Source organism: Mesorhizobium sp. NFR06, from assembly GCF_900115245.1.
GTDB lineage: Bacteria > Pseudomonadota > Alphaproteobacteria > Rhizobiales > Rhizobiaceae > Mesorhizobium.
In genome coordinates this window covers 795,214-808,302 of the sequence record NZ_FOVT01000001.1, presented here as the reverse complement: position 1 = coordinate 808,302, position 13,089 = coordinate 795,214, and the positions used below count along the sequence as shown (strand labels likewise).

At 65.4% G+C, this 13,089-nt stretch carries 8 protein-coding genes; 7 read left to right on the top strand and 1 reads right to left on the bottom strand.

Annotated elements, in window-relative coordinates:
* The first annotated feature begins 7 nt into the window (after window positions 1-7).
* The 6 genes from tssM to F3H96_RS03750 all read left to right on the top strand — a co-directional run bounded on the left by tssM (window position 8) and on the right by F3H96_RS03750 (window position 11,705).
* Window positions 8-3,538 carry a type VI secretion system membrane subunit TssM gene (tssM, locus tag F3H96_RS03775; protein WP_188131270.1) on the top strand — a complete coding sequence of 1,177 codons (3,531 nt, stop codon included), beginning with the start codon at window positions 8-10 and terminating at the stop codon, window positions 3,536-3,538.
* A 117-nt stretch (window positions 3,539-3,655) separates the two neighbouring features.
* On the top strand, window positions 3,656-4,435 hold the full coding sequence (locus F3H96_RS03770; protein WP_149790569.1) for a PP2C family serine/threonine-protein phosphatase: 780 nt from the start codon (window positions 3,656-3,658) through the stop codon (window positions 4,433-4,435).
* Window positions 4,432-6,954 carry a protein kinase gene (locus tag F3H96_RS03765; RefSeq protein ID WP_149790568.1) on the top strand — a complete coding sequence of 841 codons (2,523 nt, stop codon included), beginning with the start codon at window positions 4,432-4,434 and terminating at the stop codon, window positions 6,952-6,954. Before F3H96_RS03770 ends, F3H96_RS03765 begins: the two co-directional genes overlap by 4 nt.
* Window positions 6,955-6,965: 11 nt before the next feature.
* Entirely contained in the window at window positions 6,966-7,466 is a 501-nt protein-coding gene (locus tag F3H96_RS03760) for a DUF1036 domain-containing protein (RefSeq protein ID WP_188131269.1), read from the top strand.
* The gene (locus F3H96_RS03755; RefSeq protein ID WP_149790567.1) at window positions 7,463-9,886 is read left to right on the top strand and encodes a M23 family metallopeptidase; all 2,424 of its coding nucleotides are present in this window, start codon (window positions 7,463-7,465) and stop codon (window positions 9,884-9,886) included. The genes F3H96_RS03760 and F3H96_RS03755 overlap by 4 nt, the downstream gene beginning before the upstream one ends.
* 223 nt (window positions 9,887-10,109) lie before the next feature.
* Entirely contained in the window at window positions 10,110-11,705 is a 1,596-nt protein-coding gene (locus tag F3H96_RS03750; protein WP_149790566.1) for a caspase family protein, read from the top strand.
* A gap of 76 nt (window positions 11,706-11,781) precedes the next feature.
* Here F3H96_RS03750 and F3H96_RS03745 read toward each other — a convergent pair whose 3' ends face one another.
* The gene (locus F3H96_RS03745) at window positions 11,782-12,282 is read right to left on the bottom strand and encodes an OmpA family protein (protein WP_149790565.1); all 501 of its coding nucleotides are present in this window, start codon (window positions 12,280-12,282) and stop codon (window positions 11,782-11,784) included.
* A 213-nt stretch (window positions 12,283-12,495) separates the two neighbouring features.
* Here F3H96_RS03745 and F3H96_RS03740 point away from each other — a divergent pair, with 213 nt between their 5' ends.
* Window positions 12,496-13,056 (top strand): hypothetical protein, encoded by a 561-nt coding sequence (locus F3H96_RS03740; RefSeq protein WP_244619885.1) that lies wholly within the window; start codon window positions 12,496-12,498, stop codon window positions 13,054-13,056.
* Window positions 13,057-13,089 lie beyond the last annotated feature (33 nt).

Below are 13,089 nucleotides of genomic sequence, written 5' to 3'. Positions count from 1 at the left end.
GGCACTGATGCGCTGGGTGCTGCGGATCTTCAGCCTGCTTGCGCTTGCCGGCTTCGCGGCGGCGGTTTGGTATGCCGGGCCGCTGATCCGCTTCGCCGACACACGCCCGCTTGAACCTGTGTGGCTCAGATCAACGATCGTCGGGGTCACCGTTGCGGTGCTTGCGCTGTTTTACGGGGTCCGCTTCTGGCAGCGGCGCAAGGCGCAAAAAGCGCTCGAAACGGCCATCGCGCGCAGCGACGAACGGAACGACGATTCCCAGGTGCTCGAATCGCGCATGAGCGAAGCCATCGCGACGCTGAAGCGAACGAGCGGCAAGCGCAATTTCCTCTATGACATTCCCTGGTACATCATCATCGGCCCGCCAGGCGCCGGAAAGACGACGGCGCTGGTCAATTCCGGGCTGAAATTTCCGCTTGCCGGCTCCGACGGCGCGCAGCCGGTGGCCGGCGTCGGCGGCACGCGCTCATGCGACTGGTGGTTCACCGACGAAGCCGTGCTGATCGATACCGCCGGCCGCTACACGACGCAGGAGTCGGATCGCGAACGCGACAAGGCGAGTTGGCTCGCATTCCTGGGATTGCTCAAGAAACACCGCACCAGGCAGCCGATCAACGGCGTGATCCTCGCCATCAGCCTTGCCGATCTGATCGGCTTCGACGACCAGCAGCTCGAAGCGAATGTCACCGAAATCAGGAGCCGCCTGCGCGAATTGCACGAGACGCTGAAGATCCAGTTCCCGGTCTATCTGCTCTTCACCAAGGCCGATCTCGTCTCCGGCTTCATGGAATATTTCGGCGATTTCGACGAGGCGCGCAGGCGCAAGGTGTGGGGCGCGACGTTCCAGACCGCCGATCGCACCAGAAACATGGCCGGCGAGGCTCCGGCCGAATTCGACGGGCTGGCAAGGCGGCTCGCCGAAGAGGTTGCCGACCGCCTGCAGGAAGAGGCCGATCCGGTGGCGCGGATCGCGCTGTTCGGCTTCCCCGCGCAGTTCGGCGCGCTGAAGGACCGGATAACCCGGTTTGTCGGCAGCCTGTTCGATGTCTCGCGGTCTCAGGTCAATGTCAGCCTGCGCGGGCTCTATTTTTCGTCGGGCACCCAGGAAGGGACGCCCTTCGACCAGGTGCTGGGCGCGATCGGCCGCAGTTTCGGCAACGCCTCGCAAGCGCATCTTTCCGGCACCGGCAAGAGCTTCTTCCTGCACAATCTCCTGGCCAATGTGATCTTCCCGGAATCGGGTTGGGTTTCCTTCGACAGGGCCGCCGAACGGCGCTCTAGGCTCGCCAGGTTCGGCGGCTTGGCCGCGATCACGCTGGCGGCATTGGCGGCGCTCGGCGTGCTGGGGCTCAGCTTCTCCGCCAACAAGTCGCTGATCGCCTCCACAAGGCAAGCCATGGCGCATTACCGCGACAGCGCCGACTCGCTGTTGAAGAGCACGACGGTGACCGACGTCGATCTCGAAAACGTCATCGATCCGCTCGACCAGTTGCGCAACCTGCCGGCCGGATTCGAAAACGCCGAGCAGGGAAAGCCGATCGAAGAGACGTTCGGCCTCAGCCAGCGCGAAAGGCTGCTGTCCGCTTCCAGGACTGCCTACCGGCAAGCGCTGGAGCGGACCTTCCGCTCCCGGCTTCTGGTTCAGGCCGAGCGGACGATCCAGGCCAGGATGGCGGATCCGATCGCTCTCTACGAGCCGCTTAAGATCTACCTGATGCTGGGCGGCAAGGCGCCGAAGGTGGATGACGAGCTGATCGTCTCTTGGATGAAGCAGGATTGGGAAGAGAACCGTTACCCCGGCGAGAACAACCGCGAGGGCCGCGCGCAGCTCGAAAAGCACCTGCGCGCCATGCTTGCGCTCGACGACGCCTACGATCCGGTCTTCGAGCTCAACCAGCCGCTGGTCGAGGCCGCGCAACGCTCGCTCGGACGCATGAGCCTTGCCGACCGCGCCTCGGCGCAGATCAAGTCTGCGGTCTATGCGGCACGGCTGCAGGATTTCTCCGTCGCGGCAAAGGCCGGGCCTGAGGCACAGCTGTTGTTCGAACGCGTGGACGGCAGCGAGCTCGCCGATCTTCGCGTCCCCGGGCTTTACACGCGCGTCGGCTTCAATCGTTTCTTCCTGCCGCAGCTCGCGCGCATCGCGCAGATGCTGGTCGACGACCAGTGGGTGCTTGGCGGCGGCGGCGAACAGGGCGGCATCGACCAGGACCTGGCCAGGCTCGGGCCCGAGCTCATCGACCGCTACGGCAAGGAATTCGCCGGCGCCTGGAACGGCGTGCTCGACCAGCTGAAGCTCAAGGCGATGCTGAAAGACAAGCCGCAATATCTGGCGCTCTCAGCCGTCGCGTCTGCGGGCTCACCTCTCGACCAGCTGTTCACGGCAATCGCGGACGAGACCGCATTGACGAAGGACGGTACCGCCGCCGAGGACGAGACCGGCACGGCGCAGCAGGATCCGGCCGGCATAGCCAAGGGGCTGGCGCGCATCGGCCTGCAGATCGCCGGCGGCAAATCGCAGAGCCGCGCCGGCGCGAGCTCGGCCGTTGCGCAGAATGCCGGCGCGAGCGTCGAGGCGCAGTTCCGGTCTTTCCAGGCGCTGGTCGGCGGGGCCGCCGGCCGCCGGCCGCTCGATGCGCTGACGCAGAATTTCCACGACATCTTCCAGAGCCTGAAGCTCGCGGCCGATATCCCCTCGCAGACCGAACGCGTCAACGCCAACCTGCAGCTGCAGATCTCGACATTGCGCGCCAATGTCTCGCGCCTGCCCAAGCCGCTGGCGCGCATGGTCAATGCCGCGGCGGACGAGTTCGAAGGCAATGTCGCCGAGGCCTCCGTGGCAAATCTCAACCAGATCCTCGACCAGACGGTGACGCGCGCCTGCGAGGAGGCTGTCAACGGCCGCTATCCCTTCGCCGGTGACGCCACCGAAGACATGTCCATGGCGGATTTCGCCAAACTGTTCGCACCGGGCGGCCTGATGGACCGCTTCTTTGCGCAGAATCTTGCGCCGCTGATCGACATGACCGGCCAGGAGTGGGCCTGGAAGCAGGACACCCGTTCCAGCAAGGACCTTGCGAAATCGACCTTGAAGGCGTTCCAAGCGGCGGCGGAAATCCGCAGCGCCTTCTTCCCTTCGGGCGGATCGACGCCGTCGGTCTCTATCACCTTCACGCCGACCTCGCTGAACAGCGAAGCCGACAGCGCCGTGCTCAACGTCGACGGGCAAACGGTCCAGAGCGCGCAGGCTGGCAACGCGCCGAGCACGGTGACATGGCCGAGCGGCGCCGCTTCCGGGTCGGCGAGCCTCAGCCTGGTGCCGGAAATGCCGGGCCGCGACTCCGCGCTCAAATTCGAAGGCCCATGGGCGTTGAAGCGGCTGCTCGACAAGGCGACCATCACCGGCGACGGCGCCAACACCGAAGCGCGCTTCGTGATCGGGGGACGCGATGTCGCCTACACCATCCAGGCCGGGTCGGGCGCCAATCCGTTCCTGCTGCCGGCCTTGTCCGGTTTCAGTTGTCCGAAGGCGTTCTGAGATGGCCGGCGCGTATCTTCATTTCGGTACTCTAATGTATGCGCTTGTGGCACAGTGGCTTGGGCACGCGGCCCATGGCTGGTCACAGAGGACGCTCGCGAAGCGCTTGGTGGCAAATTGAGCACTGTCGCCCTCCCCATCGAAAGCTTCGGCGTAAGCCACAAGGGCTGCGTGCGCGACCATAACGAGGACAACTACCTCATCGAACCGCAGACCGGGCTTTGGGTGGTGGCCGACGGGATGGGCGGGCATGAGGCCGGCGAAGTTGCTTCGGCCGCCATCGTCGATCATCTGGCGACGATCGGCATTCCAAGTTCGGCGCCGGATCTTCGCGCCCGCTTCGAGGACCGGCTTAGCCGCGCCAACGCCGAGATCCGCAACATATCGCGGTCGCGCGGCATCACCATAGGCTCCACGTTCGCGGCCCTGCTTGCCATGGACGGACGGTTCGCCTGCCTGTGGGCCGGCGACAGCCGCATTTACCTCGTCCGCAACGGCACGATCTTCCAGGTTTCGAAGGATCACACTGAAGTCCAGGAATTGCTCGACCGCGGCATGATCAGCGCGGAGGAAGCGCGCACCTGGCCGCGCCGCAATGTGATCACGCATGCGGTCGGCGTCAGCGACGAACTCGAGATCGACTTCCAGCAGGGTGAGTTGATGCCGGGCGACGTTTTCGTTCTGGGCACCGACGGACTGACCGCGCATGTCAGCGACGACGAGATCGAGGCCGCGGTCGGATCGGCCACGCCGCGGGCAGCCTGCCAGACCCTGCTGGATACGGTGCTGGCGCGCGGTGGAACCGACAATGTAACCATCGTACTCGTGAAGATCGGCGGCGGGCGCGACGGCGCGCTCCATTCGGATCGGTCCGGAGTGGAGGGCTTGGCCAGATGAGCGACGACGACAAGACACGGCTATCGACGAACGTCACCTATACCGGTGTCGGCACGCAGCTCAGCGGCATCTACGAGCTTGACGAGAAGATCGCCTCCGGCGGCATGGGCGAGGTCTATCGCGGCCACAACATCCAGACCGGCGATCATGTGGCGATCAAGATCGTGCTGCCCGAATTCGCCCGCGACCAGACGATCCTGTCGCTGTTCCGCAAGGAAGCGTCGATCCTCAACCATCTGTCGCATGACGCGGTGGTGCGCTACCACGTCTTCACCATCGATAAGGGGATCGGCCGCCCCTATCTTGCCATGGAGTTCGTGGACGGCGAGTCGCTGTTCGACGTCATGCGGCGCGGCCCTATGCCGGGGGAAGACGTGCGCCGGCTCTGCCATCGCCTCGCCTCGGGGCTCAGCGCCGTGCACCAGGCGGGCGCCGTGCATCGCGACCTTTCGCCCGACAACATCATCCTGCCGGGTGGCTGGGTCGAGCGGGCCAAGATCATCGATTTCGGCATCGCGCGATCGGCTACCGGCGGCGAAACGCTCATCGGCGGAAAATTCGCCGGCAAATACAACTATGTTTCGCCCGAGCAGCTCGGCCTTTATGGCGGCGACGTCAGCGAGCAATCGGACATCTATAGTCTCGGGCTGGTGCTGGCCGCGGCGCTGCGCGGAAAGCCGCTCGACATGAGCGGCTCGCAATACGAGGTCATCGAGAAACGTCGGACGGTGCCGGACCTGTCGGATATCGATCCCGATTTTCACGAACTCCTCGAAGCGATGCTGCAGCCGGATCCGCGCGACCGCCCCGCCAGCATGGCCGAGATCGCCAGGGCGACGCGCGGCGAGGATCTCGAGGCGACATTGCCGCCGGTGTCGTTTGGGGCGCGCGAGCGCTCCGGCCTGCCGCGCGCCGGCTGGACGGCGCCGCCGGCCTCCAAACCCCAGCCGCCGGTGGTTCCCGGCGGGCCGCGCTTCGTCGAGCATGTGCGCCCCGCGCTTCTGTCGGAACCACGGCCCGCGCCGGCGGCCGCTCCGGCCAGCGCGCCCGCAGCGGCTGCGCCGAAAAGGACTTCGCGGATGCCCGCCATCGCCGGCAGCGTCGCGGCGCTCGCGGTGCTGGTGGGAGGAGGCCTTTATTTCAGCGGCATCCTGACGCCGCCGCCGGTGGCGGAAAAGTCCAAGCCGCTGACGCCGAAGCCGATCCCGGAGGCGGCCAAACCAGCGACCGAAGCGCAGCAACCGGAGCCGAAACCTCAATCGCAGGCGCCGGCCGCGCCTCAGCCGGACTCGCCGAAGCCCGGGGCCGCGGCCACCATCGAGACAGCACAGCCTCCCACAGAACCCGCTGCGGAGACCAAGACGCCCGTCGAGAAGCCGGCACCGCCCGCGGTTCGGCCGGAGAGTAAGGCCAACAACGACCAGGCGCAGCTTCCCCAGGCCGAGGCCAAGGCCGCGGAACCGCAAACGCCTGCGCCAACGCCAGCACCGGAGGCCGCGGAAAGCCAGAAGCCGACGCAACCCGCAAGCGAGCCGGCAGTCAAGACGCCGGAACCGGGCCAGACGGCTGAAAACAAGCCGACGCAGGAAGCAAATCCGCCGACGACCAGGCCCAGCGTAAAAGACCTCGTGGACAAGCTTTCCAAGTTACCCAAGCCGAAGGCCGCCCCGTCGCCGGCTTCGGAAAACCAGGCGCCGGCGCTGCCGACCAGTCCGCCGGCCGAGCCAGAGGCACAGACCCCGACAGCCAGCCGGCCGGAAACGCCGAACGCGCCAACACAGCCGGCGCAGCAACCTCAGCCGCCGGCGACCAAAAAGCCCGGTGACACCGACGTCGCAATCAACGTGCCCAAGCCGGCGCTTCCGTCGCCGGAACAGGATACGGCCACGTGGACCGAGCGCCGCTCCTGGGTGCGCGATTTCAGCGGCGGCAGCTGCTTTTACGCCAACGTGACATCGGGACCCGGCGCTTCCCCCGCGATCGAGGGTTTCGGGACGGCGGTGCAGCCCTTCGAACAATTGCTCAACGACTTCCAATCCAGGTTCCATGTCGAGCCGGACATCAGCGTGCGCCTCATAACCCCACCCCAGTGCGGAGTGCCCACTTTCCTGCGCTTTCTCGACCGGAGCTCGGCTGAAAAGCCGCAACTCGTCCTCGACCGGACTTCGATCCCGGACGGTTCGCCGGTCAGCGGCGCGCTGCATACGGGCGGCGGGCTCATCTCGAACATCATGCTGATCGACCACAAGGGCATCGCGTTCAACCTCGACGACCGCATGGTGCCGCAAGCCGACGGGGTAACCTTCAACATCCCCATCGGTCTTGCCGCCACCGACAAGGCAGCCGGCAAGGCCGTGCCGCAGATCATGCTGGTGATCACCGGGCCCAAGGACATCCAGGCCGCTATTTTCTCCAGACCGACGCCGGCCTCGGAACTGTTGCCCAAGATCCTCGAGGAGATCGAGGCCGATGGATCGCAGTTCTCGGCCACGGCCACGTATTTCCGGCTCGGCGGATAGCATGGACGCCGATGGACCTTCGCCGCCAGCGTTCATTGTGCCAGCCCTCGCCACGCAAGCAGCGTAGCCGGCTCCGATTCCTGCCTGACTTCTCCGGCCGCGCGGCGCTTGCCGCGCTGCTCGGCGCCGCGCTGTTCTCAATCCTTTCGCCGAGCCTGGCGCATGCCGAATTCACCGTCTGCAACCAGACGCTCGACGTCGTCAATCTCGCGGTCGGACAGAAGGTCGACAATGCCGACCAGACGGACGGCTGGTGGACGATCGGCGCCAACCAGTGCGTCAACGTCATCCGCGAGGAGCTGGCCAACCGCTACATCTACCTCTACGCGACGGACGTCTTCGGCCACGCCATCCTCGACGGATCGACCGAGATGTGCATCGACCGGAGGCGCTTCTCGATCCGCGGCATCGACGAGTGCTGGCAGCGCGGCCACATCGCGGCGCGCTTCGTCGAGGTCGACACGCTGGAGCAAGCGCGCTGGACCTATTTCCTGACCGGAAACAGCCCGTGACGCACTCGATCGACACGAGCTTCAGGCAGAAGAAGCAGGCGCGCCTGGCCAAGCGCCGGCGCAGGCTTTGGCGCCGGGCTCTTGCCGGCCTTGCCACGCTCGCCGTCGTTGCTTTAGCCACCGGCTTCTATCTGACGAGGGACTATTGGTCCTTCGGCGACGAGGACGAAGAGCTGCATCCGGTCGAGGGCATGGAAGACGTGCCGCCCGACGCTTCGGTCTATGTGCCGGCCATCATCGATCTCGCCGGCGATCCGATGTGGATCACGCTCGCGCCCGATGCCGACACCGCGACGAAGGGTCATACGGTCGCGCGCCCGGCCGAGCTCGACAGTTCCGGGGCCTCGCCGCAGATCGAAATCCTCTCCGACGTGATGCTGAGCGCCAGCGAAAAGTTCATGACGACAATCCCGTCGACGCAGGAGGATTTCGCCTTCTTCCAGGCGCAGCGGCAGGCGGCTCCCAAGCCTTCGTCAACGGCGCCCGATGATGAGCAATCGGCCCCGCCCGCGCCCGCCGCGGCGCCGGACGATCAACAGGGCGATCTGGAAAACGATCTCCAGGCGGCGCCGGACGAGAGCGACGCCGGTTCGGCGCCCAAGGCCGACGCCGACGACCCCGAGGCCGGCTGGGGCGAGACCATCGACCAGGGGGAAGCAGCGCTTCCCGCCTTCAAGAAAACCGCGATCGAGAACAACACGACCGTCGCGACCGTCACCAGCGAATATCAGCGCTTCGAGGCGACCGAGGACACCTTTGTGAAGATCCTCAACGACCGCAGCCTGGACAGCGTGGCGCTCGACGCGCATTTCTCCGCCGATGACGCGAAGCTTGCGGGCGAGGCGCTGAAGACGCTGTTCAATCGCGACGGGCTTGAGCCCGGCTTCGTCGTGGCCATGCGCGGGTTCCGGCCGAACCGCGAGACGACGACCATGTCGCTGATGCAGGTCTCCATCTACGCGAGGAACGTCTATGTCGGCACGCTGACGCGCAATGCGGCCGGCGCCTTTGTGTCGGGCGTCGATCCATGGGTGCGCGAGGACCTCTTCAACTATTCCGGTGCTTCGGATCAGGGCGGGCCCAAGCGGCAGTACCGACTGCTCGACGCGATCTATTCGACGGCGGCGCGCAACAAGGTGCCGACCAGCGTGATCGGCGAGGCGATCATGTATTTGTCGCGGGGACAGGACCTCGACGCCTTCGCCAGCGAGGACCAGCGTCTGGTGCTGATCTATTCGCAGACACCGCGCGGCCAGGGCGAGATCTCCGGGCGGGTGCTCTATGTCGGCGTCCAGGGCACGCAAAAGAGCCTCGACTGTTTCGTCTTCCAGCAGAGCGACGGCCAGTATGCCTGCGTGACCGGCGACGATCAGGTTCGCTCGTTGGCCGTCACCAACGGCATGGTCACGCCGGTCAGCGGGGTGATGACCTCGACCTTCGGCCCGCGCAAGCATCCGATCCTGGGCACGGTTCGAATCCACAAGGGCGTCGACTGGGCGGCTCCGGTCGGCACGCCGATCATGGCCGCCTTCGACGGCGAAATCACTTTCCAGGGCGATGGCGGCAGCTACGGCAATCTGGTCAAGATCGCGCATGCCAACGGTCGCGAGACGCGCTACGCGCATATGCAGAAATTCGCCATCGCCAGCGGTGTCGGCACCAAGGTGAAGGCCGGCGACGTCATCGGCTTTATCGGCACCACGGGGCTTTCGACCGGCCCGCATCTGCATTTCGAGCTCTACCAGAACGGCGAGGCGATCGACCCACTGGGAACGGTGACCACGGTCGCCACCGCCGTATCCGTCAGTTCCGGCGGTTCCGGCGATTCCGCTGTCGAGACGCTGACCGACAGGATCGTCCATGTCGAAAGCGGCGGCAGCGCCCGCGCCAAGAATCCCAACTCGTCGGCGACCGGCGCCGGCCAGTTCATCACCAAGACCTGGATCCGGATGATGAACACCTATCGTCCCGATCTTGCCCGATCGCTTTCGTCCACCGATCTGCTCGCGCTTCGCTACGACGCGACGCTGTCGCGCGAAATGGTGCGCAACCTGGCGCGCGAAGGGGAAGCCTATCTGCGCGCCCGCGGCCACCAGATCACCGCCGGTCGGCTCTATCTCTGTCATTTCCTGGGCATGGAGGGGGCGCATCAGGTGCTGGCCGCGCCGGGTGCATCGCAATTGAGCGCCGTTCTCGGGTCAGCCGTCATCCAGGCCAACCCGTTCCTGACCGGCAAGACCGTCGCTTATGTCATCGATTGGGCCGAGCGGAAGATGGGGCAGAAAGCGCCGCGCGTGGCGACCGATGAGAGGCAGCCGACGACGACCGAAGTCCGGCAGACGTCGCCGGAGTTCGAAAAGTACAAGCAGGCAATCACCGCGCTGGTCAGTTCGATCCAGAGCACGCTGGAGCCCGGCTAGCGGGTTCACCAAGGCGGTGTTTTCGGCGCGCCGATTGGTTTTCAGACCCGCGAATGGTACATTAGCGAATATTTGCAGAGCAACTTTCGGACCTTTCGTGAACCAAATCTGTGGTCGAGATCACAGACGTCCGAGAGACATTTTGGCAGAAGCGACGTTGTCGCTTACGAAATTCAGCATGCGCAGACATCGATAACGCGCCCAGTGGGCGGAGGGTAGATCCATGAAAGCGTTCGCCATCCTTTTGGGCGGGTTGATCCTGCTTTTCCATGCCGCCTTCGGCGCCCAGGCGGCCACGCCCGACAACAAGCGGGTCGCGCTGGTCATCGGCAACAGCAAATATGTCAACGCGGTGCCTTTGCCCAATCCCGCCAATGACGCGCAGCTGATCGCATCCACGCTGCGCAATGCCGGATTCGAGGTAATCGAAGGCGTCGACCAGGACAATGCCGGCATGCACACACTGATCAGCAAGTTCACCGAGGAGTCCTACAATGCCGACGTCGCCGTCATTTTCTATGCGGGGCACGGCATGCAGGTGGACGGCAAGAACTACCTCATCCCCGTCGATGCCGAGCTGACATCGCCGGCCTATCTCAAGACGCGCACCGTGGAGATCGACGAGTTCATGGCCGCGCTGCCGGCCGATCCCGCCGTCGGCATCATCATCCTCGATGCCTGCCGCGACAATCCGCTGGCACGCACGCTGGCCGCCGCGCTGCCGAAGAGCCGCTCGCTCGGCGCCGGTCTCGCGCCCGTCGACGCGAAGGCCGAGGGCATGGGCTCCGGCGGCGTCTTGATCGCCTATGCGACAGACCCCGGCGCCATCGCGTTCGACGGCAACGGCGTCGACAGCCCCTATTCGCTGGCTTTGGCCAAGCACCTGACCGAGCCCGGCGTCGAGATCCAGAGCGCGCTGACGCGTGTTCGCGGCGAGGTGACGGAGGCCACACAGGGCCGGCAGCGGCCATGGCACAACGCATCGCTGGGCCGCGAGGTGTTCCTGGGCAAGCCGTCGGCGGCGGCAGCGCCTGTCACGGCACCGGTGGCCGACGCAGCCAAGACGGCAGCGCCCGCCGCTGCGGTGTCCAGCGAGGCGCCGTCCTGGGAAGTCGAACAGCGGCTTTGGGACGAGGCTTCGAAGAAGAATGCCGTCCCCTATTACGAGGCCTATCTCGACCAGTTCCCGAACGGCCGTTTCGCCACGGTGGCAAAGCTCAACATCGACCAGCTGAAGGATCCGACGGCAGGCAAGCAGCTCGCGGCGCTCGACGAAGCGAATCCAGGCTCGGCGGTTCGCACCTCGGTCGGCATCACCGACGAGATGAGAAAGACGCAAGGCAGCGAGCTGACGGAAAGCGCCATCGGCCTGGACCGCGACGGCCGCATCGATCTGCAATTGCGCATCGAAGCGCTGGGCAACGAACTCGGCCAGGTCGACGGCAATATCGGCCCGCGGACACGCCGGGCGATCGGCGTCTGGCAGGGCAAGAACGGCTTGCCGCCGACCACCTATCTGACGCGCGAACAGCTGGCTTTCCTGGTGATCCAGACCGACCCGATGATGGATGCCGTGCGGGCCAAGCATGCCGCCGGTCAGGGCCCGGCTGCGCCGAAGAAACAGGCGGTGCAGAAGACCCGTGCGCTCAAGCCGGTGGCGCAGCAAAAACCGCGCAAGAAACAACAGGTCGTCCAGCGCCGGCGCGACGGCGACACCGTGGTGCGCGACGAGCCGCCGCCGAGAGACAACAACGACTTCCTGAGCAAGGCGCTGATTTTCGGCACCGGCATCGCGGTGGGCGGCGCGCTCAAGAACTGATTGGAGGTAAAGCGGAGCCTGTGGGCAAGGCTCCCGCCGGTAGTCTCGCTATGACCACCTGGGCGGCTCCGGCGACCTATTCGGTCCTGATCCGCATTTCCACCCGGCGGTTGACCGGATCGTAGGGGTTGGCGACACGCGGGTGCGACTTGCCGAGGCCGATCGCTTCGAGCCGCGCCGAATCAACGCCATTCGCTTCCAGGAAGGCGGCCACCGACTGCGCCCTTCGCTGCGAAAGCGTCTGGTTGTATTGATCCGGGCCGGTCGCGTCGGTGTGGCCTTCGACGACGAAGCTGAACGTGCTCAGCCGGTTGTCCTTCAGCGCCTTGGCGAACTCGTCGAGTTCGGCGCGCGCGGTCTGGTCGAGCTGCGCGGAATCCAGGGCAAAATTGATCATCATGTCGAGACCGGTCTTTTGCGATGAGCCGCTCTTATCGGCCTTGCTCTTGCATTCTTCCTCCGTGCCGACGCAGATGCCGCGCGAGGCACCTAGGTTGCCGGCCTGGCCGGCGAAGAACTTCACGATGTCTTCCGACTTTTGAAGCGGATCGGCGAAGACGTGCGTTGAAAAAAGCATGGCCGCCAATGCCAAGGCTGAGCTGCCGCACCGCATGACCGTCACTCCTGATTGAGCAGGTTTCGCAGGCGCGCACTATATCAAATCGCAAAGCGATTGTCTGTGAACAAGCGCACGTTGCCGGTGGCCGCCGCCTGCTAAACGCTGAGCCTTGACCGGCGCTTGACCAAAGGCTTGAGTGCTGTTTCCGCCGGTGCTTGAGGTGTGGCAGCCATGGCCAACGAACTCGGATACAGAACGGCAAGGGATCTCTTTCTTGCCTGTCCCGCCATCGCCAGGGACATGAAATCGCCGGCCGCCGCCCAATCCCCGCTCGATTTTTGCCGCGCGCTGCTTGCCGGGCGCGTGCCGGAGGAGGCAGTCACGTTCTGTGCCTACCTATTGCCCGAGCGCGCCGCGATCTGGTGGGGACATGAATGCCTGAGCCATCTGGCAGAACTGCTTGCCGACAGGGATATCGAATTGCTGGCGCTGGTCAATGATTGGGTGGGCCAGCCCGGCAACCCCCACCATCAAGCGGCCGTTAGCGACGCCGTCGACCTGTCGCCGGCGACGCCGGCCGCGTGGATCGCGCTGTCGGCGGCATGGCGCGACCCGGCTTTCGACATGACAGCGACCGGATTTCCCGCCGCGCACGCCGTCAACGCCGGGATCCTGGCGGGGCTGGCCCGCGTCTCGATCGCGGACCGCTTCGGCGTGCTTTCGGCCTTCGTCGAAATGGGCATCCAGATGGTGGAGATGGAGGCGCAACGACAATCGGCCGACGCGTATTAAGCTCTCCAACAGATGAGGCTCCGCAAGCTCTCA